This window comes from Pantoea sp. X-Soil-MYKO-1289, assembly GCF_059730625.1.
In genome coordinates this window covers 2,613,650-2,639,595 of sequence record NZ_AP036004.1, presented here as the reverse complement: position 1 = coordinate 2,639,595, position 25,946 = coordinate 2,613,650, and the positions used below count along the sequence as shown (strand labels likewise).

Genomic DNA, 25,946 nt, shown 5'->3' with positions numbered 1-25,946 from the left:
CTGCCTGCGAACAGGTCAGAAATTAGCGGGCGTATGGGCGCTGACGATACGGCAGGGCTGCGCCGAAAGATTAGTGAAGCTGTGCGGCAGCCCGGTATCGATCACATAACTTTCGCCCGCGTTAAGGTGGTAGCTTTGTCCGTTGACCACCAGGGTGATCTCTCCCTCCAGCAGCGTCCCGGTCTCTTCGCCCGGATGCCGCAGCTTTTCGCCGGTGCTGGCGCCGGGCTGATAGGTCTCGAGCAGCATGCCGAGCGAGCGCTTCGCCTGCCCGTTGTCCACCAGCTTCAGCGACACGCCCTGGCTGCCGATCTCCACCAGATCGTCTGGCCTGACGATCACCTTCGGCGCGTCATGGTGTTTGGGTTCGGAGAAGAACTCCGACAGCGACAGCCCGTACACTTTTAACAGCTTTTGCAGCGTGCTGACCGCCGGACTGACCTTGTCCTGTTCAATGGTGCTGATTGCGCTATGGGTTAAACCTGACAGTTCAGCGGCGCGGCGCTGAGACAATCCCAACTCTTGCCGGATTTGCGATAAGCGTCGTCCAGGCGCCAGAGCGGCATCGTTCATGGTGATTTTTCCTCGTGATAGTGCTGTGCGGCGTGGATAAACCCCGCGAAAAGGGCGCGCGAGGCGTCGTTCTGTTCCGGCTGCCATTCGGGATGCCACTGCACCGCCAGGGCGAACGGATGGTGGCGCAGGCTGACCGCTTCGATCAGGCCGTCCGGCGCGCGCGCCTCGATGCGCAGCTGCGGGCCCGTTTCGCGGATGCCCTGATGATGCAGCGAATTGACCGCCAGGATGGCGTCGTCGCCCAGCAGTGAGGCGAGCAGGCCGTCCGCTTCGGGAAAGATGTCGTGGGCCGGGGCGTACTGCTCGCTTAGCGGCAGCGTCGCCTCGGCATGGTGCGGCAGCCCGGTTTTACGCTGATCAAGATCGCGCCACAGCGCGCCGCCGTTGGCCACCACCAGCTCCTGCATGCCGCGACAAATGCCGAATAGCGGCATCCCGCGGCTGGTGGCCCAGGTAATCAGGGCGAAGGCGAGCCGGTCGCGGCCGGGATCGGCGTGCGGCTCGCTGCCCGCTTCGCCGTAGTGCCAGGGTTCGATATTGCTGGTGCTGCCGGTGAGCATCACGCCGTCGAGCCTCGCCAGCGCCTGCTCCAGCAGATGAGGCGTCGCGCAAAGCTGTTGAGGCAGGGCAAGCGGCACGCCGCCCGCCTGGGTTATCGCGGTCAGATATTTGTTGTGCACCGACTGAGTAGGATGGCCATCGTGATCAATCTGGCACATCGCTACGCCGATCAAAGGGTTGTTAAAAATAATGCCCATCTCATTCCTCGACTCGCCGTTCAAAAAATTCACCGATCGGGCCCGCAGCGGGTAAAAACGTGCAATATTTTTTCAATCTAGCAATGCGCTGTTTGTTTCTCAAACAGAATTGTTACATTTGCACACTTTTTGTGTTGGCGCTATGTTAGAGGAGTGGCTGTTATTTTGAGCATTGCGCAAACCAATCAACGGTAGAAGGCGGGTGGGATATGACGAACCTCGTGGAAGTAGAAGACTTCACGCGTCACAGTGAAGAGAGACGAACCAGCGCGTTCCAGCTAGAAGTGAAAAACTGGCTGGAACGCCATCCTGAAACGCAGTATGTCGATATTTTATTAAATGATTTAAATGGCGTCTTTCGCGGCAAACGCATTCCGATAGCCGCGCTGGCGAAGCTGGAAAAAGGGTGTTATTTCCCGGCCTCGGTTTTCGCTATGGATATCCTCGGCAACACCGTCGAAGAGGCCGGCCTCGGGCAATCTCTCGGCGAACCTGACAACCTCTGCATGCCGGTTCCCGGCACCTTAGTTCCCTCTGCTTCCGATCCTGTGCACATCGCTCAACTGCTGTTGACCATGTGCAACCAAGATGGCACTCCCTTTGACGTTGAACCCCGCAATGTCCTGAACCGGCTGTGGCAGCAGCTGCGCAACCGAGGACTCTTTCCGGTGGTAGCGGTAGAGCTGGAGTTCTATCTGGTCGACAAGGCCCGCGACGCTGAGGGTTATATTCAGCCGCCGTGCGCGCCAGGCAGCAGCGAACGCAATATGCAGAGCCAGGTCTACTCGGTGGATAATCTCGATCACTTCGGCGCGGTGCTGCGCGATATCGACGCGCTGGCGCGCCAGCAGAACATTCCCGCCGACGGCGCGCTGGCGGAAGCCTCGCCCGGCCAGTTTGAGATCAACCTGCATCACACCCGCGACGTGCTGAGCGCCTGCGACCACGCGGTCCAGCTTAAAAGGCTGATCCGCCAGGTGGCGGAGAACCACGGCATGACCGCCACCTTTATGGCCAAACCCTATGAAGAGTACGCGGGCAGCGGCATGCACGTGCATATCAGCATGCTGGACGCCGCCGATCATAACGCCTTCGCCGCCGATGACGGCAGCGACTCGCCGCTGTTGAAACGCGCGCTGGCGGGCATGCTCGACCTGATGCCCGCCTCGATGGCGCTGCTGGCGCCCAACGTCAACGCCTATCGCCGCTTTGTGCCGGACGCCTACGTGCCGCTGCGGGCGTCGTGGGGACACAACAACCGCACCGTGGCGCTGCGCATTCCCTGCGGCGACGTGGATAATCACCGCGTCGAGTACCGCGTCGCAGGCGCGGACGCCAACCCCTATCTGGTGATGTCGGCGATTCTGGCGGGCATTCTGCACGGTCTGGATACCGCGCTGCCGCTGCCGCAGCCGGTACAGGGCAACGGTCATGAGGCGGAGGGCATCTCGCTGCCGGTGCGCCAGAGCGAAGCGCTGTTCGAATTTGAAAGCAGCTTCCCGCTGCAAAAACTGCTGGGCGAGCGTTTCGGCGCGGTGTGGCACAGCTGTAAGCGCCACGAGATGATGCAGTTCGAGCGGCTGGTCACCGCCACGGAGATCGACTGGATGCTCAAAAACGCCTGAGAAAAAATTCGCTATACCTATCAGCAGGTCTTGTGTTTTTCCCGCGTTTTGGGGCAAAATACGCGGCCTGCAAAATTCCGAATATAACCGATGCTTTTAAGAGCCTCGGTTATTTTTTTTGCATGTACTTAGCCGATTCGCATGAGGCCGGGCGCGCCCGGATAGATACACGTTAAAAAACGCGCAAGCGTACGAACTGAGGATACAAAGATGGGGATGTTATTCATTCAGCCAGCCCGCGCTGGCTCTCGTTTCCGTGATGACTACGGCGCCGCGCAGGCTCATAACGCCGCCTTCCTCGCTCCCGTGATGCAATCCAGTCAGGTTGCAGCTCAGGGAGGTCTGAAACATGTCGCTTGATACCTCAGCACCACAGCGTGCCCACCTGAAAAAATCTCTGACCCTGCTTCCGGTCGTCATGATTGGCCTTGCCTACATGCAGCCGATGACCCTGTTTGATACCTTCGGTATCGTGTCGGGTCTGACCAGCGGTCACGTCGCCACCGCCTACGCCTTCGCGCTGATTGCGATTCTGTTTACCGCCGTAAGCTACGGTAAGCTGGTACGCCGCTTCCCATCTGCGGGCTCCGCTTATACCTACGCTCAGAAGGCGATCAGTCCGCACGTCGGCTTTATGGTCGGCTGGTCATCACTGCTGGACTACCTGTTCATGCCGATGATCAACATTCTGCTGGCGAAAAACTATTTCGAAGCGCTGGTGCCGGGCATTCCGTCATGGATCTTCGTGGTGCTGCTGGTGGCCTTTATGACGATGTCCAACCTGCGCGGCATTAAAACCGTGGCCAACTTCAACAGCGTGATCGTGGTGCTGCAGGTTGTGGTGATGATCGGTATTACCGGCATGGTGATTTACGGCGTGGCGCACGGCGAAGGCGCAGGTACGCTTACCAGCTCGCAACCGTTCTGGTCCCCTGACGCCCATGTGGTGCCGATGATTACCGGCGCGACTATCCTCTGTTTCTCGTTCCTGGGCTTTGACGGCATCAGCTCGCTGTCGGAAGAGACCAAAGACGCGGAGCGCACCATTCCGCGCGCGATTTTCCTGACGGCGCTGATCGGCGGCCTGATCTTTATCGTGGCCTCCTACTTCCTGCAGCTCTATTTCCCGGATATCTCGCGCTTCAAGGATCCCGATTCGTCGCAGCCGGAAATCATGCTGTACGTGGCGGGCCACGTGCTGCAGTTCGGCATCCTGATCTTCTCGGTGGTGACGGTGCTGGCGTCAGGTATGGCGGCGCATGCCGGCGTATCGCGTCTGATGTACGTGATGGGCCGTGACGGCGTCTTCCCGGAGCGCTTCTTCGGCTATATCCATCCGAAATGGCGTACGCCGTCGCTGAACGTACTGCTGGTCGGCGCCGTGGCGCTGATGGCGATCCGTTTCGACCTGGTGACTGCGACCGCGCTGGTGAACTTCGGCGCGCTGGTGGCCTTTACCTTTGTTAACCTCTCGGTGATCGCCCAGTTCTGGATCCGCGAGAAGCGTAACCGCACGCTGCGCGACCATATCAACTATCTGGTGCTGCCGGTGCTCGGCGCGCTGACGGTTGGCGCGCTGTGGATTAACCTGGAAGAGAGTTCGATGGTGCTGGGCCTGATTTGGGCCGCCGTGGGGATTGTTTACCTCGCGTTCGTCACCCGCAGCTTCCGTAATCCGGTGCCGCAGTACAGCGAAGAAGTGTAGTTCGCTGGCGGTTAAAAAAGGGTGAGGCGCGAGCCTCACCCTTTTTTTATGCGCGTCTTCGCACTTACTCCGCCAGCACCAGCTCCCAGCTGCCTTCGCGCAGCGCGCTGCGCGCGGCGGCGCTAAGCTGCGTATCGGTCACGATGCTGTCGAAACGCGCCAGCGGCAGCGCCAGAAAAGTGGCGATTTTGTTGTACTTGGAGCTGTCGCTCAGCAGTACGCGCTTGCTGCTGACCTCGCTCACCGTCTGCTTCACCGTTACCTTATCCTCGTCGGGGGTGAACAGGCCGCGCGGACCCCAGCAGGAGGCGGAGATAAAGGCGATATCGATCGCCAGATGGCGCAGGCTACGCGCCGCGCTTTCGCCTACGCAGGAGCGGTTGTCGCGGCACACCGTGCCGCCGGTGTGAATCACCCGGCAGTCGCTCGCCTCCATCAGCAGGTTGGTCACCATAAAGTCATTGGTCACCACCAGCAGATCGTCGCGGTCCAGCAGCTCGCGCGCCAGCGCCAGCGTGGTGGTGCCCGCATCCAGATAGATACAGCTGTTGCGCGGAATATGCTGGGCGGCATAGCGGCCGATGGCATTCTTCTCGGCGTTATAGAGCGCTGTTTTCGTCTGATGCGACGGCTCCGCAGCCAGCCGGTCGGCCGAACGCACGCCGCCGGAGACCGACAGCACTGCGCCTTGCTCCTCCAGCTTCTGCACGTCCCGCCGAATCGTCATATGCGACACGCCGAGCCGTTCCGTCAGTTCGGCAATGCTGACCACGCCGCGCTCGGCGACCAGCGCCAGGATCTGCTGATGGCGTTCAATCGGTATCATTCCCTGCACTCCATGCTTATCAATTTTTCACAGTGTAAAGCATTTACTTCATCAGCTGAATGAAAAAAATTGCCGCCTTTCTGGGCGGTTTTTTGATTAATACTGATAAATTTCAATGCTATGCACGCTATGTGAATAAATGTTCAGGTCTAGTCTGTTTGGTGAAAATATGTGACATAAAGCACGTTTATCCCCCCGCGATCCTGCCAGAATTAACAACATCAAACAAATAATCACTTAAATTAACAGCGGAGGCCGACAGTGCCACTCTCAAACGTCTGTGTTATCGGGTTAGGTTCCATGGGAATGGGCGCGGCGACGTCCTGTATTCGCGCCGGGCTAAATACCTGGGGCGTCGATCTCAATCCCGCCGCGCTGGAGACGCTGCGCCAGGCGGGCGCGCGCGATGCGCAATCCTCGGCCGACGGCTTTGCTGACCAGCTGGAAGCGGTGCTGCTGCTGGTGGTGAACGCCGCGCAGGTGAAGGGCATCCTGTTCGGCGACGGCGGGCTGGCGGCGAAGCTAAAGCCCGGCACCGTCGTGATGGTCTCGTCGACCATCTCCGCGCAGGACGCGCAGCAGATTGAGCAGCAGCTGGCGCAGCATCAGCTGCTGATGCTCGACGCGCCGGTCTCCGGCGGCGCGGCGAAAGCGGCAACCGGCGAGATGACGGTGATGGCGTCCGGCAGCGACGCGGCGTTCGAGCGCCTGCAGCCGGTGCTGGATGCGGTGGCGGCTAAGGTATACCGCGTCGGCAGCGAAATCGGCCTCGGTTCGACGGTTAAAATCATTCACCAACTGCTGGCGGGCGTGCATATCGCCGTCGGCGCGGAAGCGATGGCGCTGGCGGCGCGCGCCGGTATCCCGCTCGATACCATGTATGACGTGGTGACCAACGCGGCGGGCAACTCCTGGATGTTCGAGAACCGTATGCGTCACGTCGTGGACGGCGACTACAGCCCGAAATCGGCCGTCGATATTTTCGTTAAGGATCTGACGCTGGTGGCGGATACCGCTAAATCGCTGCGCTTCCCGCTGCCGCTCGCCTCCACGGCGCTCAATATGTTTACCGAAGCCAGCAACGCCGGCCACGGCCGCGAAGACGACAGCGCGGTGATCAAGATTTTCAGCGGTATCGAGCTGCCGCAGGCAAAGGGGTGAGCATGACGCGTGTAGGCATCATCGCCGACGACTTTACCGGCGCCACCGACATCGCCAGCTTTCTGGTGCAGAACGGGCTCTCCACCATTCAGTTCAACGGCGTGCCGCAGCAGCATGACGCGCTGACCGCGCAGGCGATCGTCATCAGCCTGAAGTCGCGCTCCTGTCCGCCAGAGCAGGCGGTAGCGCAGTCGCTCACTGCGCTGCGCTGGCTGCAGGCGCAGGGCTGCGATCGCTTCTACTTCAAATACTGCTCCACGTTTGACAGCACCGAACAGGGCAATATCGGGCCGGTCACCGATGCGCTGCTGGCGGCGCTGGGCGAAACCCAGACGGCGATCTCTCCGGCGCTGCCGGTTAACGGCCGCACCGTCTACCAGGGACATCTGTTCGTCGGCGAGCAGCTGCTGAGCGACTCCGGCATGCGGCACCATCCGGTGACGCCGATGACCGACAGCAATCTACTGCGCCTGATGGCGCGCCAGTCTGCCGGTAAAGCGGGGCTGATCGCTGCGCCGCTGCTGGATCGGGGCGCGCCGGCGGTACGTGAGCAGCTGAACGAATTAAAGGCGCAGGGCGTTAACTACGTGGTGCTTGACGCGCTCAATGAGCAGCATCTGCTGATCCAGGGCGAAGCGCTGCGCGATATGCGCCTGGTGACCGGCGGCTCGGGCCTGGCCATCGGACTGGCGCGCCAGTGGGCCGAGGCCGGCAGCGCGGGCGACGATGCGGAAAACGCAGGTCGTCCGCAGGGCGAGCGCGCCGTGGTGATCTCCGGCTCCTGCTCGCAGATGACCAACCGCCAGGTCAGCGCCTATCGTCAGCAGGCGCCTTCTCATGAAGTCGAGGTGACGCGCTGTCTGGAGAACGCCGACGCCTACGCGCAGGCGCTGTGCGACTGGGTGGCGGCGCACAGCGACCAGCCGCTGGCGCCGTTGCTCTACGCCACCGCCGATGCGCAGCAGCTGCAAAAAATCCAGCAGCAGCATGGCGCGCAGCGCAGCAGCGAGGCGGTCGAGCAGCTGTTCGCCGCCGTGACGCGCGAGCTGAAGGCGCGCGGCTGGCAGCGCTTTATCGTGGCGGGCGGCGAAACCTCTGGCGTGGTGGCGCAGAGCCTTGGCGTTACCGCGTTCCACATTGGCCCGACGATCTCACCAGGCGTGCCCTGGGTGCGGGATATCCATCAGCCGCTGTCGCTGGCGCTGAAATCCGGCAATTTTGGCGACGAACACTTCTTCCGCCGCGCACAAACGGAGTTTGCCTATGACTGAACAACAGGCCCGCGAAGAGATGGTGAAGCTGGGCGCCTCATTTTTTGCCCGCGGCTACGCCACCGGCTCGGCCGGCAATCTCTCCCTGCTGCTGGAAGACGGCACGCTGCTGGCCACGCCGACCGGCTCCTGCCTCGGCGAGCTGGACGCCGATCGCCTGTCGAAGGTGACGCTGGCAGGCGAGTGGCTCTCGGGCGACAAGCCGTCGAAAGAGATCGCCTTCCATCGCGCGCTCTACGCGGGCGACCCCGACTGCAAAGCGGTGGTGCACCTGCATAGCCACTACCTGACCGCGCTCTCCTGTCTGGAGGGGCTGGATACGCAAAACTGTATTCGCCCGTTTACTCCCTACGTGGTGATGCGCGTCGGCGATGTGCCGGTGGTGCCTTACTACAAGCCTGGCGACACGCGGCTGGCGGACGATCTATCGCAGCTGGCGGGACAGTATCGCGCTTTCCTGCTGGCGAACCACGGCCCGGTGGTGGTCGGCAAATCGCTGCGCGAAGCCGCCGACAATACCGAGGAGCTGGAAGAGACCGCCCGCCTGATGTTTACCCTGGGCGACCGCGCTATCCGCTATCTCAGCGACAGCGAAGTTGCAGAATTAAGGAGCCGATAATGCCGCAGTTTGCCGCAAACCTCTCAACGCAGTTTAACGAAGTGCCCTTTACCGAGCGCTTCGCCGCCGCAGCGCAGGCCGGCTTTGACGCGGTCGAGTTTCTCTTCCCTTATGACTACCCGGCGGCGCAGCTAAAGCAGCTGCTCGACGAGAACAACCTGAAGCTGGTGCTGTTCAACACCGCGCCGGGCAACGTGGCCGCGGGGGAGTGGGGCGTATCGGCCATTCCCGGCCGTGAGGCGGAAGCGCGTGCCGATATCAACCGGGCGCTGGAGTATGCGCTGGCGCTGGCGGTGCCGCAGGTGCATATCATGGCCGGCACGGTGCCCGCAGGCGCGGACCGCGAAGCCTGGGTCGAGACCTTTGTGCGCAATATGCACTATGCCTCGGATCGCTTTGCGCCGCACGGCATCAACCTGCTGCTGGAAGCGCTCAACCCGGTCACCAAACCGCGCTATCTCTATGCCAGCCAGTATCAGACGCTGGAGATGGCGGCGCGCATCGATCGCCCCAACGTTTTTACCCAGCTCGATCTGTTCCACGCCCAGCTGGTGGACGGCAATCTCAGCGGTCTGATACGCGACAATATCGGGCGCTACCGCCATATCCAGATCGCCTCCGCGCCGGACCGCCATGAGCCGGATGAGGGCGAAATTAACTATCCGTGGCTGTTTAACCTGCTGGACGAGGTGGGCTACGACGGCTGGATCGGCTGCGAATATATTCCGCGCGGCAATACGCTGGACGGCCTTGGCTGGTTCGCGCCCTGGTCGAAAAAATCCTGAAGAGATACTGAACATCCCGGCGTGGCGACGCCGGTTTTCATCCTGCACCTGGGCCAGGCATCACTGTACTCATTATTAATATAAAGATAACCCTATCTGAGGTTTACCATGTCTACCGCACTGCTGTTAGCCATTGCCACCGCCAGCATCGTTATCCTGCTGCTACTGGTCATTAAAGCCAAAGTCCATCCCTTCGTTGCCCTGCTGATTGTTAGCCTGCTGGTCGCCATCGCGACGGGCATTCCGGCCGAAAAGATTATGGAAACCATTATGAGCGGCATGGGCGGCCTGCTCGGTCATATCGCCATTATCATCGTGCTGGGAGCCATGCTCGGCGCGGTGATTGAGGCCTCGGGCGGCGCGGAGTCGCTGGCTCAGCGCTTCAGCAAGAGCCTCGGCATTAAGCGCACCGTGGCGGCGTTAACCATGGCCGCCTTTATCCTCGGCATACCGGTGTTTTTCGAGGTCGGCTTTATTATCGTCATCCCGCTGATTTACGGCTTCACCAAGGTTGCGCGCGTCTCGCCGCTGAAGTTCGGCCTGCCGATGGCGGGCGTCATGCTCACCGTTCACGTGGCGCTGCCGACCCATCCGGGCGCGGCGGCGGCAGCAGGCATTTTGCACACCGACATGGGCTGGCTGATGATGATCGGCCTGGCGATTTCGGTGCCGGTGGGCATTATCGGCTACTACGTCGCGAAAGCGATGAATCGCCGCCAGTATCATCTGTCGGTCGAGGTGCTGGAGCAACTGCAAATGGCGAAGCCGGAAGGCGCGGAGAAGAAGAACGAGCCGGCGCCGCCGGGCGCGCTGACTATCGCCGGACTGATTGTGGTCCCGATCCTGCTGATTGTGCTCGGCACGATTTCTCACTCGCTGCTGGCGGCGGATAGCCTGCCGGGTAAAGTGATGACGGTGATCGGCACGCCGCCCATCGCGCTGCTGATTGCGCTGGCGCTGGCCGCCTGGCTGCTGGGCGTGCGTCGCGGCTGGAGCAAGGACAAGCTGGAAGATTTGACCGGCCGCGCCATTCCAGGATCGGCGAGCGTGATCCTGGTGGCGGGGGCGGGCGGCGCCTTCGGCAAAGTGCTGGTGGAGTCGGGCGTTGGCAAGGCGCTGGCGCTGACGCTGGAGACGCTGCATCTGCCGCTGGTGCCCGCCGCCTTTATTCTGTCGCTGGCGCTGCGCGCCTCGCAGGGATCCGCGACGGTGGCGATCCTCACCACCAGCGGACTGCTCACCTCCGCGGTGAGCGGCACCAGCGATATGGAGCGCGTGCTGGTGACGCTGGCGGCCTGCTTCGGCGGTCTGGGTCTGTCGCACGTTAACGATGCGGGCTTCTGGGTGGTCACGCGCTATCTGGGGCTGTCGGTCGGCGACGGCCTGAAAACCTGGACGGTGCTGACCACCATTATGGGGCTGAGCGGCTTTGCGCTCACCTGGCTGGTGTGGGCGCTGGTGTAATGCGGCGACGCCTTCCCCGCAGGGGGAAGGCGTCATCAGGAGGCGGTTATCGCGCCCAGGTAGCGCACCGGATTGCCGTTATCGTTCAACACCTCGAAGCTGACCTTCTCGCCGGGCGCAAGGGGAGCAGTCAGCGGCAGGATCTGCTGAGACTGCGGCGCAACCACCAGGTCATCCACGCGCAGCTTATCGCCGACGCGCAGCCGCATATTCATAAACCACGGCTGCGGATTCACTATTTTTAGCGTCTTGCCCTGCGCGACGAAGCGTAGCTTTTGCACCTCTTCGGCACGCGGGGCGGCCACGCCGGCCGGCCGGATAAAGATCTTCAGTCGAATGCGCAGCGGCAGGACGACTTTTCTCTCCGCCTTCGCCGAGGATGTCGCCAGCGCCGGAATCTGATAAATGTTCAGCCAGTAGAGGCTCTCTTTGTCGGGCGAGAGCTGCGCTTTGCTGGTCAGCATAATGCGCACCGAACGCAGCTCGCCCGGATACATTTTCACCACCGGCGGCAGCGCGATCAGCGGCGTTTTACTGATATCGGGCGAAAGCATCATGTCTCCCTCGTCGCTCCATATCTGCACGATAACCGGATTTTCCTGCCCGTTTTTCAGGTTGAGCGTCTGGCTTATTTCTCCTTCGTTAAAAATAAGGCGCGTTTTATCCACGTTGACCACCGCCCGCGCCTGAAAAACCAGCAGCGGAGCGATAAGCGCCAGCGCCTTACTGAAAACTGACCACGACCTGTAACTGCGCATTCACCGTTCCTGCTGTTATTGTTTGTCCGCTTATCGCTTCGAGGGAAGCGATAAAATCGCCGCTGTAAATATCGCTCGCGCCGGAAGAGACCAGCGAGGTTAAATCTTTATAGGCATACCAGCCGCGGCTGTTTCCCGTGCCGGTGGTTGAGAGATCGGGCAGCAGGTTGATGGCGGCGCCGTTGGCGTCATAGATCTTGATGCCGACGCCCGAGGCGACGCCGCTGCTGCCGTAGCGGGTATCGAGCAGCCACGTCAGGCCGCCGCCGGAGGTGGTCAACCCCAGTTGGGTCGCCTGCGCGACGGCGTGAGGCTGATTGACCAGAAAACCCATCGACACATTGGCCGAGCTGCTGGTGGAGGTGGCGGTGCTGGAAACCGCGCCCGACTCGCACTGCACCGACACGCTGAAGGGCGCCTGGCTGCTGTTGCCGGCGGCGAGCGCGCCGACGCTGATGGTTGGAAGCAGCACCACCGACGGATAGTCTTTCACCTCACACAGCGCACCGCGCACGTAGGTCACGTTTTTATAGGTGCTCCAGGCGGCGGGCCAGTAGGTGTACCAGCCGTTCCAGTTAGTCGCGCTATCCTGGCCGTCCGCCAGACTGTCGGTGCTTAACCCTGGGCCTTTAAAGGCGATATAGCCGCGCGGCTGCGTCCAGGTATCGACATAGCGATTAGCGGCGCTGACGTAATAGCTGGTGGAGCTGATTTTAAACATCTCATACAGCACGTTGCTGAAGGCGCTGGCCGGAATATAGATATAGGTTCCGTCGCTGTACCAGCTGCTGGCGGTAAGCTGGCGTGATTTCCAGTAGCGGCTGTAGTACTCGCCGGTGGAGAGATTGGTCATACGCACGGCGACGTTTTGCGCCACGTCGTAGTAGGCGCCGTCGATTTCGCTGCTGACGTATTTGCCCGCGTAGGTGCTGTCGCCGTTGGTGGCGTACATCTCATACAGGCTGCCTGCGTCCTCCGCCGCGCAGCGAAAAAGGATCTGGTTGGGCGAATAGGGCGCGTTGCTGGCGGCGGAGAGAAACGACCCCATGGCGCTGGCCAGCAGCGTGCCCGCTGGCTGGAAGGTGGTGCCGGTATTGATGCTGATCACCGACGGCAGCCCGATATTGCCGGAGCAGGTATCGCATGCGCCGGTCCAGGAGGCGGCGGTGTAGCCCGCCGCAATCGCCTCCGCGGAGAGCGAAGAGCTGCTGGTCACCTTGATACATTTCGCCCAGAGCGGAGCGGGGGATAAGACGAGCAGCGTAAGCGCCAGCAGAGTCTGTGTTAGCCTCATCATATTACTCCTTCCTGCATGACCCGTTGAGAGGGATAAGATCTGATTGCTGACGTCCGGTGATCTGGTAAGTGACCAGGCAGACGCTTTTCTGGTTGTTCCAGCTCACCTTCAGCGTGCCGGAGTCGTGGGGCACGCGCGCGTATAGCTGGCCGCCCTGGCCCACCACGCCCACCAGCACCTTTTCGGCATCGCGAACTTCCGCGCCCATCGGCGGCGTCTCGCCATCCGTCGTGGCAAGGGAGATAAGCACCGCTTTACCTCTGAGCGTGGCGAAGCTGACGCGACTGACGGCGCCGGCATAGGGCACGACCCGCTGGCTGCCGCCGCTAAGTTCGGTATCGGCGCGCATCTTGCGCGTGTCGAGGCTGACGGTGTTTTCGCGATAGGGCGTCAGCGAGGGCAGAATGGCGTAGCCGAAACGATCGACAACCGCGCCCTGACCGTTGCGAACTACCGCGCCTTCCGCGCCTTCCGCATGGATCAGCGCAAAGGTGTCGCTGGCGTAAGGGCCAGCCGTGACGCCGCCGCGATGGATCAACAGCGTTCCTGAGGCGCCTAATCCCACCTGGCGATAATCATTGCCCTGGCCATAGCTGGCGCGCAGCGCGCCGATGCGGGTGTTCTGCTGCAGGTTGCCGCCGAAAGAGGTCGCCTCGGCGTCGGTGCCGTTGCGGTAACTATCGCGACCGGCGTAGAGCGAATAGCTGAAGTCGCGCTGTTCGCCCGCGGAACCGGTCAGCGACACGGTAGAGGAGCGGTTCTGTTTCGACTGGTTGTAGTTATAAGCCACCGAGGCAAGCCCTTTGCCCCAGTCGAGCGGCACGGAAATGTTCAGGGAAACCGTGTTCTCCGTATATTTCTGACGACGGCTTTGATCGTCATTGTCGCGGATGTCGAACGCGCTGCGGCTTATCCACGCGGTACGCTGACGCGCCACGTTGAGGCTATAGCTGATATTGCGCCAGCTGTTGTTGTAGCCAAGCTGAAGCTGCGAAATGCGCGACTGGTTATTGTAATAGTCGGCGGTGCTGGCGCTCAGGCTGAATAGCCCATAATCGCCCGCCGACTGGCTGAGCGTCGCCGACAGCCGATTGCGCTGGTGCAGCGAATCGGAGTAGTAGTGAATGCCCGCCTGCTGCTCGCGCCGCACGCCCAGCACATCCTGCAGATCGCGGAAGCCGCTAGTGGAGTAGCGCCAGGCGGCCAGCACCAGGTTGGTGCCGGTCTGAAAGGTTTTGCTGTAGCTCAGCTCCGCGCGCCAGCCTGATGTGCGTGCGTTATTCTCCGCCTTCGCCTGAGAGTAGGTGGTGTTGACGCCGATAGCGCCAGCCTGCGTCGCCCAGACGCCGCCCAGCAGCCAGGCCTGATAATCTTCCGCCAGCCTGGCGCCGGCCGTTGCGGTCAGGCTGTTGCTGACGCCGCGCTGCACGATACCCTCGAAAAAGCGGTTCTGCACCGCGTAGTACTGGCGAACCCGGCCCAGCGCCAGCGAGTAGCGCCAGTTGCCGGGGCGCACCGAATCCGGCACCGACGAGTAGGGCACGGTAAAGGAAGAGGTTTTGCCGTTCGCTTCGGTGACCTCAACCTCCAGGTCGCCCTGATTACGCGTGTTGTAGAGATCGTCAATCACAAACGGACCCGGCGGCACGCTGGTCTCGTAGATCACGTTGTTAAGCTGTCTCACCACAACGCGCGCGTTTGAGGTGGCGATGCCGTGAATTTCAGGAGCGTAACCTCTGCGGCCCTGCGGCCACATGCGTTCATCGGTGGCGAGGCGAATGCCGTTAAACGCCAGACTGCCGAAGAGCGAGCTGTCGGTATAGTTATCGCCGAACGAAATCAGGCTGTTAATGCGTTCAACAGGATGCTGAACCCAGCTGCGGACGCTGTTGTAATGGTAACGCCCGCCCTCGGTGCTGCTGCTGAGATAGCGTAAATTGCCCTGATGGCGCAGCTGCCAGCTGTCGAGGTTAGTGCCCGCCGTGATGCCGCTCCATAAATATTGATAACGATAATGGGCGCTGCTGTTTTCCGTCCAGGTGTAGTTAGTATTGTGGCGAATAAATAGCGCGCTGATGCCCTTATCCCACTGCGCGGGCGGAATATAGCCACGCGGCGTTCTGTGCAGGGCGGAGAGCGGAACAGTCAGCTGCAGGCGCAGCGCGGCGGGATCGAACGCCCATTTTCCCGCCGGCACCCAGACTGAAAGGGGCGCGCAGCTTTCGCCCGACGCCTGCGCCTTGTTCAGCTTGATTTGCATCATCTCGATCAGCGAAAGAGGCAGGCAGGGAACCGCATTTTTCTCTTTTTCCGCGGCGATAAATGTCAGCTTCACCCCGGATTTGACCAGCTGATTATTCAACCAGACATCGACCAGATAATCACCGGCCGGAATGGCCGCATGATTAAACTGCTCGATGTTTTGTCCAAACGCGGATCCTTTAAAAAGCGAAGAGTCGAAATAAAAATCCTCGCCATATCCCGGCATGCAAAAAGAAGCGGATACACCTAAAACGAAAAAGTTAAATTTAACGTTACTGGGAATTAACCGCAAAATCTTCACTTAGTCTTGCTCCCTGATCGTTTATCGCGGCGAGGGTTGCCGTGCCTGCGCCCTGCAAGCGTTGTTTACCATGACTGAACCAGAAGGTTTTTTTAGCGTAGGGTGAAAGCATCTGTGCTTCGGCGGAGAGTTTCTTTCCCGCTATTTTCAGCGACAGCGCAACCAGCGAGAGATGCCAGGGCTGTGCGTTATTAACTTCAATGCCGCTGCCTTTTTTGCTGTCAAACACATAGTTAACCTGTACGCCTTTTAGAATATTGTCAGGGTTGCCAATCGCCGTCGGGCGATAAAATAATTTCACCCTGTTGCGTAGCATCACCGTCATGGCGTTTTGTTTGCTCTCTGCGCCGCGCGTGGAGGGCGGAATTTGCAGGTTGTTAAACCAAAATAGTGATTCGCGATCCTGCGGCAGCGATGAGGTGCCGTTAAAAATTATGCGTGCGATTTGTCCCGCTTTCGGCTGAATACGGAAAACCGGCGGTGTAATAATAAAAGGCGCGTCGCTCTTTTGCTGAGGAAGAGAATTTATATTTCCACTGTCAAACCATGCCTGAATAATATAGGGGAAGTCATCGTTATTTTTAAACTGAACGTCTATGGAAGCCGCCTGCGCAGGATAAATAATTCGGCTTCCCAGCATAGTCACGCTAGCCTGCGCGGCAGAGACCATAACAAGCAGCATGCTCATGCTGAGCAGCGCGGACTTAACAAGAGAAAACATACTCAGGATCTCATCCATAAAGGGTGCGTGCCGATCCATTCAGCACGCACCGGTTTAGATATTACTGATAGGTAACGGCATACTGCAGCGAGGCGGTCACTGTACCCGCCGTTGCGGCGGCAGTGGCATAGTACTGCGCGTTATAAGTCGCGGAAGCTTCTGTTTCGTCGATCCCCAGCGTCAGATCGCCGCTGCCGGTGTAGCCGCCGGTCAGATTGATGACGGCGTCTTTGGTATCCAGCAGCTGCACTTCGACGTTTTTAGCCGTACCGGTATTGAGCAGATTGCCGCTTGAGCTGACGTTATTGCCGACAAACACCGTAGAGACCTTGGTTGAAGCGGTGCTGCTGCCGGTACAGCCGGTCAGGCCCACGGTAAAGCTGGTCTGGCCGGCGGTTGCGCCGCTGGTCGCCAGCTCTTTTTTACTGACGGTAGGCATCAGCACCACTGGCGAGGCGGCGTTGCCGTTTACCGCGACCGAACAGGTTTCGTCGGAGACTTCGCCCTGGAAATTAATGGTGTTTTCTGACGCGGCAAGCGCAGAAGTGGACAACAGTAAACCGCCAAGAAGCAGTGCCAGCGGTGATTTAGTAATTTGACTCTTCATAATATAATCCTTTGTACTCATTAGCCCGAAAGCAGTTGATTAAGGCTGCGCCCGGTTTTTCTGCGAACGGATTCTTTAATGTTGTAGATTTTTTTAACGTCAAGATTCATTTTTTTCGCTATTAATGAAAGTGAATATCCATTTACCGCCAGATCCAGAAACATGACCTCTTCTCTGGAGAGCGCATTCACTTTTTTGCTGGCCACTCCTCCTTTTAAACCATAATAATAGAAATTAATTTGCTTCTTGATTTTCTCTATGGATATTCCGCAGTAGATGACGGAATAAACGCTGCCGTTCTTGCCCCAGTAGGCAGCCAGCGGGCCCATCGGCCGATCGCTGACGATAATAATGCTCAAGCCAGTCGATTTCAGGTAATCGAGCCAGTTGTTATTGGTAAAATAGCGAAGGCGATGTACTGAAAAGTCGACAAATATACATCCTTTACAGAATACGGTCTCGTAGTGTCCTGCCACCAGGGAGAGTATCCCTTTTTTCAGGTAATGATTGCCGTCCGGCCATATCGCTATTTTTTGTATGGGACATCGATTAATAACTTCATTATTACGATTTATTAGCTGGCAGCCATATTTGCAGCTGGCGCAGCACAGATCCTCTCTGGTGATGTTTCTCATAAGCTGATTTATCCGCTTGCTAAGAGAGTTGCTACTATCCTGGCAGCTTATTCCTTCTGTTTCAATAAGTTAAAAAGAACGCACACATTGATAGTTAAGAATAATCTTAAGTGGTTCAAGGGTAAATCAGTGAAAAAATCATTGAGTTTTCTCAACTTGGTTCGTTTAATTTCTAAATTTAGTTCTTAAGGGTTAGGAAAGTTCTTTCTCTCTTAGGAATAATCAGTAAAACAGACTGTTTAGATCAATAAAATTTCCGCACTATTTGCTAAAAATAAACGCAAGCGGGGATGATCTGATGGCGAAGCTAAGCTCCCTGGGAATGAGTGAAGCTGAATATCGGCTGATTACGTAAAACTAAAATTAATATATAAAGTATGGAGTCTAATAGTTTCCTTTATAAACCTCCTGCGCGTTATGCAATATTTATAGTGCTGCGAATAAGAATATTCTTACATTTTATCCGTTGCTGCTTTTATCTTTAAATGTCCCTGCTAATTTCGTTAATTAATATTGGTCAATGGAAAAAAATATCATTTAATATGTTGGTTTAATGTTTGTGAGAGGGGCAAAAAGAATAAATTGAGAGCACTGTGTTGGCAGGAAATGAGCGAGGATAAAAGAGCCGTGCAAAGTGAAAGCCGGCAGAGGCGATATCTCTGCCGGCGCGTCGCGTCAGGAAACCAGTTCCTGCGCGTAGAGATAAAGCGCTTTTAGCTGCGCCATCTTTTCTGCATCCCCTTCGTGCAGGCTTGCCAGCGACTCCAGCTCCAGCAAAAATGCCTGCACCCGCTCCGCGTTTAAGACTTCGCGACGGTGCTGCAGCCAGCGCTGCTGCTCGGCGTCATCCAGCGTGCCGGGGAAGTTGCGCGCGCGGTAACGGAACAGCAGCTTCGCCACGCGCGCATCCTGGAAGGCGAGATCCATCGCCGGCAGGTTGGCGGGCGCGGTCTGACGCAGAATATTCATTCCGGCGCGATCGGCGTCGCTAAAGAAGCCGTCATAGAGCTGCGCGTCGACATCGTCCGGCGCGGTAAAGGGTTCCGCCTCGGCGAACAGAGTCACCACTTTTTCACGCACTTCGGCATGCTGGCGCAGCAGCGCCAGATTCGCCAGGCAGGCTTCACGATCGATACCCAGACGCGCCGCGTCTTCCGGGCGCAGCGTGTTGGCGGGCGCCAGCACCGGGCACTTGTTGATATGCACCAGCTTAATCGGCACCGACGCTTCGTCGTCGGCCAGATCGCTTTTACGCGTGTAGAGCCGCTCGCGCAGCGCATCCGCGTCCATCTCCAGCAGCGGCGTCATATCGCCCGCAAGATCGGCGACGATCAGCGCGTTGCGATTGTCTGGATGCCATGCCAGCGGCACGACCCAGCTGGTATTGCCGCGCGCCGCGCCGAACATGCCGGAGACGTGCACCAGCGGCTTCATCTGTGGAATATCGATCAGCGTCATCAGCTTGTTTTTATTGCGATGCGTAAACAGGAACTCAAACAGCTTCGGCTGTTTCTCTTTCACCAGCTTCGCCATCGCCAGCGTGGCGTGGACGTCGGACATGGCGTCGTGCGCATTCTCATGCGCCACGCCGTTGGCTTTGGTGAGGTGCTCCAGCCTGAAGCTGGGAAAGCCGTCCTCATTTTCCGGCCAGACGATGCCGTCGGGACGCAGCGCGTAGCAGGCGCGCATCACATCGAGCAGATCCCAGCGCGAATTGCCGTTCTGCCAGCTCCAGCCGTAGGGATCGTAAAAGTTGCGGTAGAAGATGTTGCGCGTGACTTCGTCATCGAAGCGCACATTGTTGTAGCCCACCACGCAGGTTTGCTCTTCGGTAAACAGCGCATAGATGCGGGCGGCGAACTCCGCCTCCGAGACGCCGCGCGCGCGCGCGACCTGCGGCGTAATGCCGGTAATCATTACCGCTTCCGGCTGCGGCAGATAGTCGTCTGCGGGACGGCAGTAGAAAATCTGCGGCTCGCCGACAGGGTTGAAATCGCTGTCGGTGCGCAGCGCGGCAAATTGCGCCGGACGATCCAGCGACGGGCTTTTACCGAAGGTTTCGTAATCGTGAAACAGAAAAGTGCGTTCAGAGGCGGGCACGAGCATATCCTGTACTGAGAAAACAACGCACAGCATAGTCGCTTGCGTCGCGGGTCACAACCACGCCTGCGGGTGAGGCGGGCCGATCACACTTTTTTTCAATTTAATCAAACCTGTTTATGCCTTTTGCCGTAAAACGAGCCGCTGTTTTCCCCGTAACCCTGAGGATGAAGTGTTGAAAAGGCGTCTGTTGATTACTGTATCTGGAACTCTCTTGTTGGCTTCGCTGGCGCATGCTGACGATATGCCGTTTCCCCTGACGCCACCGTCGATTGACGCCGCCTCCTGGGTACTGATGGACGCCACCACCGGACAGGTGCTGACCGCCGGCAATCCGGACGAGCGCCGCAACCCCGCCAGCCTGACCAAGCTGATGACCGGCTATGTGGTCGATCGCGCCATCGACGCGAAAAAAATCACCCGCGACGACGTGGTGACGGTCGGCAAAGACGCCTGGGCGGCGGGCAATCCGGTATTTAAAGGCTCTTCGCTGATGTTTATTAAGCCTGGCGACAAGATCACCGTGCGCGACCTCAGCCGCGGCGTCATCATCGACTCCGGCAACGACGCCTGCGTGGCGCTGGCCGACTACGTAGCGGGCAGTCAGCAGAACTTCGTCAATATGATGAATCAGTACGTACAGAAGCTGGGCCTGACCAATACGCACTTCGAGACCGTGCACGGCCTCGACGCGCCGGGCCAGTTCTCCTCCGCACGGGACATGGCGAAGCTGTCGCGCGCCATTATCAGCGGCGAGCCCGATTTCTACGCCATGTACAGCGAGAAAACCCTCACCTGGAACGGCATCACGCAGAACAACCGCAACGGGCTGCTGTGGGACAACAATCTGCACGTCGACGGCCTGAAAACGGGCCATACCGAAACGGCGGGCTTCAATATCATCGCCTCTAACGTGGTCGGTCAGCATCGTCTGATCGCGGTCGTGATGGGCGGCAAAAGTCCGAAAGGGCGTGAAGAGCAGGCGCGCAAGCTGCTGGTCTGGGGCCAGAACACCTTCGACACCGTGCAGCTGTTCCACGCGGGCAAGAAAATCGGCACTGAAAACGTCTGGTACGGCGCGCCGCACAGCGTCGCCGTTGGCACCGCTAACGACGTCTATCTGTCGCTGCCGCGCAGCGAGATCCAGAACGTGAAGGCTAAATATGTGATTAACCGTAAGGAGCTTGAGGCACCGCTGAAAGCCAACGAAACCATCGGCGAGATTCAGGTGATCGATAAGGACAAACAGCTGGCGAGCTACCCGCTGGTCACGCTCTCTGCGGTAGAGAAGGCGGGGGTATTCACGCGTATTCAGGACTACCTGAAGCAGAGGTTCTGACGGCAACAGGCGGCTTCCGTGCCGCCTCTGGTGATTACTTCAGATCGTCCTTCACATCCTTAACGTCGCTGGCCGACACCGGCGCGGCGGCGTTGCCCCAGCTGTTGCGCACATAGGTCAGCACGGCGGCGATCTGCTCGTCATCCAGCACCCCGGCAAAGGCGGGCATGGCGGGCGCCGTTGGTCGGGCGTCGGTATCGACGCCGCGGCTGCCCGCGCTGACCACCCGGATCAGCGAGGTGGCGTTCGGCTGGTTGATCAGCGGATTAGAGGCCAGCTGCGGGAAAATATTCCTCTCGCCGCGTCCGCCGGGGCTGTGACAGGCGGAACACTTCGCCTCATAAATCTGCGCGCCGAGCTTCATGCGATCGTCGCTGGCGGCCAGCGGCTGCGGTACCTCTTCATCGTGGGTTTTACCCTCTTTCAGGAAGGTCGCCACCGCGCGCAGATCCTCTTCGCGCCAGTACTGGGTTGAGTGGCGCACCGCGTCGGCCATCGGACCGGAAGCGATGGCGTAGCGGTTCACGCCGGTGCGCAGATAGCTGACGATATCCTCCTGCGTCCATTTGCCCAGCCCGGTATGGGCATCTGCGCCGAGATTAGGCGCATACCAGCCCTCTACTTCGCTACCGCTGAGGAAGCGATCGCCCTTATCGCCGCCGAGAAAGTTTTTCGAGGTGTGACAGGTGCCGCAGTGGCCCAGGCCCTGCACCAGATAAGCGCCGCGGTTCCACTCCGCCGACTTTTTCGCATCCGGGATAAACGTGCCCTTATCGAAGTTAAGCCAGTTCCAGGCAATCAGGCTGGTGCGGATATTAAAGGGGAAGGGCAGCTGGTTGGTTTCGACTTCATGATGGATCGGCTGCAGCGTCTGTATCCACGCCCAGAGATCCTGCAGGTCCCGCTCGGACATCCTGGTATAGGCGGTAAAGGGCATCGCGCCGTAGAGCCGTTTGCCGTCGTGGCCGATGCCTTCCGTCATGGCGCGACGGAAATCGTCATAGCTCCATTCGCCGATGCCGGTCTCGCGATCCGGCGTGATATTGGCGCCGGCCAGCACGCCGAACGGGGTATTAATCTTGACGCCGCCCGCATAGGGCTGCTTCGCATCGGTAGTATGACAGGCGGTGCAGTCGCCGAGCGTGGCGAGGTAGCTGCCGCGCGCATACTGGTCATACTCCGGCTGCGCCTGGCTGCCGACGCTTGCAACCAGCAGCAGCGCGGCGGAGAGTGCATTCAGCGTTTTCATGCGGTAATCATCTCCCCCGGACGTTTCAGATACCAGGTGCGGATGGCGTGCGCCGCCTTAAACGCCAGCGCCCCCACGGTGCCGGTCGGGTTGTAGCCGGGGTTCTGCGGAAAGGCGGAGGCGCCCACCACGAACAGGTTCGGCACGTCCCAGACCTGCAGATGTTTGTTGACCGAGCTGGTGCTGGGATCGGCGCCCATCACAAAACCGCCGACGACGTGAGAGGACTGATAGGGCACGCTGCTCCAGTGGCCGGTCATCGGTTTAACAATCATCTCGCGCGGGTTCATCGATTTGGCGATCTCCGCCACTTTGCCGGTGCAGTACTGCGCCATCTTCAGGTCGTTGTGCGAAAAGTCGAAGGTAATGCGCAGCAGCGGACGGCCGTGCGGATCTTTATAGTTGGGATCGAGCGAAAGGTAGTTGGTGCGGGTGGTGTAGCTGCTGGCCTCGCAGCCGATCGACATGGTGCTGAGGTAGTTATCTTTTAGCGCGCGCTTCCATTTCGATCCCCACTTCGGCGTGCCGGGCGGCAGCGGGCGATAGCCAATGGGCGCGGAGCCGATCGGCGTCACGCGGATACTGCCGCCGCCAAAGAAGCCGAGGCCGCTGTGGTCGAAGTTATCGTTGTTGAATTCATCGATGCCCATGCCGACCGCGCCCGCGCCAATAAAGGGATTGAAGTTCTTGTCATCGAAAAACAGCGTCACGTTGTTGGCGGTCTGATAGGCGTAGTTGCGGCCGGTGGTGCCCTTGTTGGTGACCGGATCGTAGGCCTCGCCGATTTGCGACAGCAGCATCAGGCGCACGTTTTCAAAGGTAAAGGCGGCGACAATCACCAGATCGGCGGGCTGTTCCCAGCTATCGCCGGAGGAGTCGACGTAGGTGACGCCGGTCGCTTTTTTGCCGCTGGAGTCGGTCAGCACCTCCAGCACTTCGCAGTTGGTGTAGGCGGTAAAGTTCTCTTTGCGCATCAGCGCGGGCAGCACAGTGGTAATGGCGCTGGCTTTGGAGTAGTTGGCGCAGCCGTAGTTCGTGCAGAAGCCGCAAAAGGTGCAGGGGCCCATGGTGACGCCGTAGGGATTGGTATAGGCCTCGGAGACCAGCGAAGAGGGCACAGGGAACGGCTGATAGCCCATCTCTTTCGCCGCCTGCGCGAACAGCGTCGGGCCGTAGGGCTGACGCAGCGGCGGCGTCGGATAGTCGCCGCTGCGCGGGCCTTCGAACGGGTTGCCGCCGGCGCGCTTCTCGCCGTTGAGGTTGCCCGCGTAGCCAGAGGTGCCCGCCACGCGCTCAAACTGCATATAGTGCGGCTCCATCTCTTCCCAGGTGGTGCCCCAGTCTTGCAAAACAAGCTCGCTGGGCATCGCGTCGGCGCCGTAACGCTCGGTGAGATAGCTCTTCAGCTGGAATTCGTGCGGCTGAAAGCGAAAAGTAATGCCCGCCCAGTGGTTGCCCGCGCCGCCAGTGCCGTTGCCGGGATGAAAAGATCCCCAGGTGCGCATCGGCAGCGCGGTCTGCGACGGGTTATTGCGCATGGTGCAGGTATTCTGTCGCGTGCGCAGCATCAGCTCTTCGCGCATCACATAGCGCAGTTCGTCGGTCACGGTGCCGATATTGAAATCGCGCGCCGTATCGCGCCACGGACCGCGCTCGATGCCGATTACCTCTAACCCTTCGTCGGCCAGCTCATTGGCGATAATCGACCCCGCCCAGCCGAGGCCGATCACCACGACATCTGTTTTAGGTAATTTTTTCATGGCTTATCCCTGCCTTTCCACTGGGCGATGCTGATGGGTTCGAGATGCAGATCTTCATTGTGCCGCTCGATGTAGGGGCGATAGTCGTAGCGCGCGCCGGGAAAGCCCAGCATTTTCCACGACGCCATATCGCGATTGCCGCCGTAGATGGGATCGGCGAAAAAGCCCTCCATGGTGTTGTTCAGCACCTCGATAAACAGCGACTGCGCATCAAAGCCTTCGAAGTGCACCTTGCCCGCTTCCATCGCGGCCAGCAGCGCGTCCTGCTGCTGCGGCGTCAGATCTTTGAAGCGTTTCTGAGAGGTCTGCTGCACGTAGCGGTCGAGCGCGGCCAGGCCCTGACGATAGCGCTGCTGCGGCACCAGCGGCGACTGATCGCCCTGCTCAGCGGTGCCTTTCTGGAACGGGCCTTCCATATAAATGCGCTCAAAAGTGCCGTAAAAACCGTGCAGCTGACGATCGATAAACTGCGCGCAGCCCGCCTCTTTACCGCCCACGCTCAGCTCGTCGGCGGGGATCAGGCGATCGACGATGGCTTCAATGGTTTCAGCTTCTTCCTGAGTGAAAAAGAGCCAGCCGGGCTGGTCGAAGGTTTCAGGGGGATTATCGGAGAAGGGCGTCCAGCCCGGCGAACCTTTCAGGGAGACGGCGTCGGCCGCGCGGGTAACGCTGGCGGCTACGCCTAGCGTAGACCAGGTCAACACCTGCCGTCGCGTGACGCCCGGCAAGGTTTTGGCTCTTTTCTTCATATCGCTTCCTTAAGTCGTGTTATCAAATAAACGAAAATAGGAGATATGGTTATGTGGTTGTTTTTATGATTTTGGGTGCTTGTAAAGGCAATGTTGATAATTGTAAGAAGGTGTCAAAACTGTATTGAAATGTAGAAGCGACGGTAAGCCTTAGCAACGTCATGGGATAAAATAACGCACTTTATGATCCTCAGCCGGAAAGCCACTTTGCGACCAGATAAGCCCATATCGAATATTGAGTTTTGGTTCTATCGCCACTACCGCAGCGTGCATGGCGTGCGCATCGCCATCGCCTTTTTACTCACCTTTCTGCTGGTGCGGCTGACCGGCATTCCAGAGGGTACCTGGCCGCTGATCACCCTGGTGGTGGTAATGGGGCCAATTTCCACCTGGGGCAACGTGTTTCCGCGCGCTATCCAGCGTATCTGCGGCACCTTCGCCGGATCGATCTCGGGCCTGATCGCCCTGAAGCTGGAATTGATGTCGCTGCCGGTGATGCTGGCATGGTGCGGCATCGTGATGATGGTGTGCGGCTACCTGACGTTAGGCAAGCATCCCTATATGGCGCTGCTGATCGGCATTACGCTCAGCGTGGTGGTTGGCGCGCCGGCGGGCGATTTCACCGTGGCGCTGTGGCGCGGCGGCGACGTGATCCTCGGCTCGCTGCTGGCGCTGCTGTTCAGCGCCATCTGGGCGCAGCGCGCCTACACCCACTGGCGCATCCAGCTGTCGGACTCGCTGGCGGAGATCGCCAAAATTCATCACGCCGGTTTTTCCCCAAACCTGATAGAGAAGCCGCGCCTGAAAAAGCCGCTAGGCAAGCTGCTGACCAACGTCGTGAAAATGCGCGCGCTGCTGGTGCCGGCGAGTAAAGAGACGCGTATTCCCAAATCGGTATTCGAGGCGATTCAGACCATCAACCGCAATATGGTGAACACGGTGGAGATGCAGATCGAAGCCTGGTGGGCCTCGCGCGAAACGCATCTTATCCTGCTCAACGCGCCGACGCTGCGGCGCACCCAGCAGATGACCGAAAAGACGCTGCACGCGCTGTCGGCGCTGGCGCTGCGCGGTGAGACCGACGAGGTGGCGGCCAACAGCCACGAGCTGACGGAAATCACCCGCGAGCTGAAGCAGCTGATCGCCGATGCGGGCAGCGAACGGCTGGAAGAGACGCCTATCTACGGCTATGTCTGGCTGAGTCTGGAACTGGCGAAACAGCTGGAGCGCATGACCGATCTGATCCGCCTGGCGCTGCGCAAATAATCACCAGGGACAATGACTTAATGCGAAAGGCGCTTTCTTTGCGCTAAGATAAGCGCCAGTCCGATTTTAGCGGCGACAATTGTCGCCCCGGCTGGCGAACCGCTAAGCTGAA

At 59.3% G+C, this 25,946-nt stretch carries 22 protein-coding genes; 9 read left to right on the top strand and 13 right to left on the bottom strand.

Annotated elements, in window-relative coordinates:
* Nucleotides 1–15: 15 nt before the first annotated feature.
* Nucleotides 16–573 carry an HTH-type transcriptional regulator PuuR gene (puuR, locus tag AC6I7Z_RS12720; protein WP_033750109.1) on the bottom strand — a complete coding sequence of 186 codons (558 nt, stop codon included), beginning with the start codon at nt 571–573 and terminating at the stop codon, nt 16–18.
* Entirely contained in the window at nt 570–1,334 is a 765-nt protein-coding gene (gene puuD / locus AC6I7Z_RS12715) for a gamma-glutamyl-gamma-aminobutyrate hydrolase (RefSeq protein ID WP_497814475.1), read from the bottom strand. The genes puuR and puuD overlap by 4 nt, the downstream gene beginning before the upstream one ends.
* 209 nt (nt 1,335–1,543) lie before the next feature.
* On the opposite strand from puuD, the gene AC6I7Z_RS12710 reads away from it, so the two are divergent.
* Entirely contained in the window at nt 1,544–2,959 is a 1,416-nt protein-coding gene (locus AC6I7Z_RS12710) for a glutamine synthetase family protein (RefSeq protein WP_497814474.1), read from the top strand.
* Between the two features lie 349 nt (nt 2,960–3,308).
* Entirely contained in the window at nt 3,309–4,664 is a 1,356-nt protein-coding gene (locus AC6I7Z_RS12705) for an APC family permease (RefSeq protein ID WP_033750099.1), read from the top strand.
* A gap of 64 nt (nt 4,665–4,728) precedes the next feature.
* Here the strand turns inward: AC6I7Z_RS12705 and ygbI are convergent, their stop codons facing one another.
* Nucleotides 4,729–5,490 (bottom strand): DNA-binding transcriptional repressor YgbI, encoded by a 762-nt coding sequence (gene ygbI / locus AC6I7Z_RS12700; protein ID WP_497814473.1) that lies wholly within the window; start codon nt 5,488–5,490, stop codon nt 4,729–4,731.
* 261 nt (nt 5,491–5,751) lie between these two features.
* On the opposite strand from ygbI, the gene ltnD reads away from it, so the two are divergent.
* The 5 genes from ltnD to AC6I7Z_RS12675 all read left to right on the top strand — a co-directional run bounded on the left by ltnD (nt 5,752) and on the right by AC6I7Z_RS12675 (nt 10,790).
* Nucleotides 5,752–6,651: an L-threonate dehydrogenase gene (gene ltnD, locus AC6I7Z_RS12695; RefSeq protein ID WP_497814472.1), complete on the top strand. Its 900-nt coding sequence runs from the start codon at nt 5,752–5,754 to the stop codon at nt 6,649–6,651.
* Nucleotides 6,652–6,653: 2 nt separating this feature from the next.
* Complete coding sequence (otnK, locus tag AC6I7Z_RS12690) at nt 6,654–7,922, top strand: 3-oxo-tetronate kinase (RefSeq protein ID WP_497814471.1); 1,269 nt, start codon at nt 6,654–6,656, stop codon at nt 7,920–7,922.
* The gene (otnC, locus tag AC6I7Z_RS12685; protein WP_497814470.1) at nt 7,915–8,541 is read left to right on the top strand and encodes a 3-oxo-tetronate 4-phosphate decarboxylase; all 627 of its coding nucleotides are present in this window, start codon (nt 7,915–7,917) and stop codon (nt 8,539–8,541) included. Before otnK ends, otnC begins: the two co-directional genes overlap by 8 nt.
* The gene (locus AC6I7Z_RS12680; protein ID WP_497814469.1) at nt 8,541–9,326 is read left to right on the top strand and encodes an HPr family phosphocarrier protein; all 786 of its coding nucleotides are present in this window, start codon (nt 8,541–8,543) and stop codon (nt 9,324–9,326) included. The genes otnC and AC6I7Z_RS12680 overlap by 1 nt, the downstream gene beginning before the upstream one ends.
* A 108-nt stretch (nt 9,327–9,434) precedes the next feature.
* Entirely contained in the window at nt 9,435–10,790 is a 1,356-nt protein-coding gene (locus tag AC6I7Z_RS12675; RefSeq protein ID WP_497814468.1) for a GntP family transporter, read from the top strand.
* Nucleotides 10,791–10,825: 35 nt separating this feature from the next.
* Here the strand turns inward: AC6I7Z_RS12675 and AC6I7Z_RS12670 are convergent, their stop codons facing one another.
* The 7 genes from AC6I7Z_RS12670 to sbcB form a co-directional block, all read right to left on the bottom strand.
* Nucleotides 10,826–11,548 (bottom strand): fimbrial assembly chaperone, encoded by a 723-nt coding sequence (locus AC6I7Z_RS12670; RefSeq protein WP_497814467.1) that lies wholly within the window; start codon nt 11,546–11,548, stop codon nt 10,826–10,828.
* Nucleotides 11,514–12,842: a fimbrial usher protein StbD gene (gene stbD / locus AC6I7Z_RS12665; RefSeq protein WP_497815444.1), complete on the bottom strand. Its 1,329-nt coding sequence runs from the start codon at nt 12,840–12,842 to the stop codon at nt 11,514–11,516. The genes AC6I7Z_RS12670 and stbD overlap by 35 nt, the downstream gene beginning before the upstream one ends.
* Nucleotides 12,843–12,846: 4 nt before the next feature.
* The gene (locus tag AC6I7Z_RS12660; protein ID WP_497814466.1) at nt 12,847–15,408 is read right to left on the bottom strand and encodes a fimbrial outer membrane usher protein; all 2,562 of its coding nucleotides are present in this window, start codon (nt 15,406–15,408) and stop codon (nt 12,847–12,849) included.
* On the bottom strand, nt 15,380–16,147 hold the full coding sequence (locus AC6I7Z_RS12655) for a fimbria/pilus periplasmic chaperone (RefSeq protein WP_497814465.1): 768 nt from the start codon (nt 16,145–16,147) through the stop codon (nt 15,380–15,382). Before AC6I7Z_RS12655 ends, AC6I7Z_RS12660 begins: the two co-directional genes overlap by 29 nt.
* A gap of 43 nt (nt 16,148–16,190) precedes the next feature.
* Nucleotides 16,191–16,736 (bottom strand): fimbrial protein, encoded by a 546-nt coding sequence (locus tag AC6I7Z_RS12650; protein ID WP_497814464.1) that lies wholly within the window; start codon nt 16,734–16,736, stop codon nt 16,191–16,193.
* Nucleotides 16,737–16,756: 20 nt separating this feature from the next.
* Nucleotides 16,757–17,371, bottom strand: a complete 615-nt coding sequence (locus AC6I7Z_RS12645; RefSeq protein ID WP_497814463.1) for a helix-turn-helix transcriptional regulator — start codon at nt 17,369–17,371, stop codon at nt 16,757–16,759.
* Between the two features lie 675 nt (nt 17,372–18,046).
* Nucleotides 18,047–19,477, bottom strand: coding sequence for an exodeoxyribonuclease I (gene sbcB / locus AC6I7Z_RS12640; protein WP_497815443.1), 1,431 nt, complete (start codon nt 19,475–19,477; stop codon nt 18,047–18,049).
* A 169-nt stretch (nt 19,478–19,646) separates the two neighbouring features.
* Between sbcB and dacD the strand changes: the two genes are divergently transcribed.
* The gene (gene dacD, locus AC6I7Z_RS12635; protein ID WP_497814462.1) at nt 19,647–20,810 is read left to right on the top strand and encodes a serine-type D-Ala-D-Ala carboxypeptidase DacD; all 1,164 of its coding nucleotides are present in this window, start codon (nt 19,647–19,649) and stop codon (nt 20,808–20,810) included.
* 34 nt (nt 20,811–20,844) lie between these two features.
* On the opposite strand, the gene AC6I7Z_RS12630 is transcribed toward dacD, so the two are convergent.
* Genes AC6I7Z_RS12630 through AC6I7Z_RS12620 form a run of 3 tightly spaced genes read right to left on the bottom strand, consistent with a single transcriptional unit; the run spans nt 20,845 to nt 24,568 of the window.
* Complete coding sequence (locus tag AC6I7Z_RS12630) at nt 20,845–22,059, bottom strand: cytochrome c (RefSeq protein WP_497814461.1); 1,215 nt, start codon at nt 22,057–22,059, stop codon at nt 20,845–20,847.
* Nucleotides 22,056–23,819, bottom strand: a complete 1,764-nt coding sequence (locus AC6I7Z_RS12625; protein ID WP_497814460.1) for a GMC family oxidoreductase — start codon at nt 23,817–23,819, stop codon at nt 22,056–22,058. The genes AC6I7Z_RS12630 and AC6I7Z_RS12625 overlap by 4 nt, the downstream gene beginning before the upstream one ends.
* A complete protein-coding gene (locus AC6I7Z_RS12620; protein ID WP_497814459.1) occupies nt 23,816–24,568 on the bottom strand; it encodes a gluconate 2-dehydrogenase subunit 3 family protein in 753 nt (250 codons plus the stop codon). The genes AC6I7Z_RS12625 and AC6I7Z_RS12620 overlap by 4 nt, the downstream gene beginning before the upstream one ends.
* A 207-nt stretch (nt 24,569–24,775) precedes the next feature.
* Here AC6I7Z_RS12620 and AC6I7Z_RS12615 point away from each other — a divergent pair, with 207 nt between their 5' ends.
* A complete protein-coding gene (locus AC6I7Z_RS12615; protein ID WP_497814458.1) occupies nt 24,776–25,834 on the top strand; it encodes an FUSC family protein in 1,059 nt (352 codons plus the stop codon).
* The last annotated feature ends 112 nt before the right edge of the window (nt 25,835–25,946 follow it).

Excerpts from the sequence above, each read along its gene's own strand:
- otnC (WP_497814470.1), top strand. The coding sequence starts at position 7,915 with ATGACTGAACAACAGGCCCGCGAAGAGATGGTGAAGCTGGGCGCCTCA.
- ygbI (WP_497814473.1), bottom strand. The coding sequence starts at position 5,490 with ATGATACCGATTGAACGCCATCAGCAGATCCTGGCGCTGGTCGCCGAG.
- AC6I7Z_RS12670 (WP_497814467.1), bottom strand. The coding sequence starts at position 11,548 with ATGCGCAGTTACAGGTCGTGGTCAGTTTTCAGTAAGGCGCTGGCGCTT.
- AC6I7Z_RS12620 (WP_497814459.1), bottom strand. The coding sequence starts at position 24,568 with ATGAAGAAAAGAGCCAAAACCTTGCCGGGCGTCACGCGACGGCAGGTG.
- stbD (WP_497815444.1), bottom strand. The coding sequence starts at position 12,842 with ATGAGGCTAACACAGACTCTGCTGGCGCTTACGCTGCTCGTCTTATCC.
- AC6I7Z_RS12680 (WP_497814469.1), top strand. The coding sequence starts at position 8,541 with ATGCCGCAGTTTGCCGCAAACCTCTCAACGCAGTTTAACGAAGTGCCC.
- AC6I7Z_RS12655 (WP_497814465.1), bottom strand. The coding sequence starts at position 16,147 with ATGGATGAGATCCTGAGTATGTTTTCTCTTGTTAAGTCCGCGCTGCTC.
- sbcB (WP_497815443.1), bottom strand. The coding sequence starts at position 19,477 with ATGCTCGTGCCCGCCTCTGAACGCACTTTTCTGTTTCACGATTACGAA.
- otnK (WP_497814471.1), top strand. The coding sequence starts at position 6,654 with ATGACGCGTGTAGGCATCATCGCCGACGACTTTACCGGCGCCACCGAC.
- AC6I7Z_RS12625 (WP_497814460.1), bottom strand. The coding sequence starts at position 23,819 with ATGAAAAAATTACCTAAAACAGATGTCGTGGTGATCGGCCTCGGCTGG.
- AC6I7Z_RS12645 (WP_497814463.1), bottom strand. The coding sequence starts at position 17,371 with ATGAGAAACATCACCAGAGAGGATCTGTGCTGCGCCAGCTGCAAATAT.
- puuR (WP_033750109.1), bottom strand. The coding sequence starts at position 573 with ATGAACGATGCCGCTCTGGCGCCTGGACGACGCTTATCGCAAATCCGG.
- AC6I7Z_RS12630 (WP_497814461.1), bottom strand. The coding sequence starts at position 22,059 with ATGAAAACGCTGAATGCACTCTCCGCCGCGCTGCTGCTGGTTGCAAGC.
- AC6I7Z_RS12675 (WP_497814468.1), top strand. The coding sequence starts at position 9,435 with ATGTCTACCGCACTGCTGTTAGCCATTGCCACCGCCAGCATCGTTATC.
- AC6I7Z_RS12710 (WP_497814474.1), top strand. The coding sequence starts at position 1,544 with ATGACGAACCTCGTGGAAGTAGAAGACTTCACGCGTCACAGTGAAGAG.
- AC6I7Z_RS12650 (WP_497814464.1), bottom strand. The coding sequence starts at position 16,736 with ATGAAGAGTCAAATTACTAAATCACCGCTGGCACTGCTTCTTGGCGGT.
- puuD (WP_497814475.1), bottom strand. The coding sequence starts at position 1,334 with ATGGGCATTATTTTTAACAACCCTTTGATCGGCGTAGCGATGTGCCAG.
- AC6I7Z_RS12705 (WP_033750099.1), top strand. The coding sequence starts at position 3,309 with ATGTCGCTTGATACCTCAGCACCACAGCGTGCCCACCTGAAAAAATCT.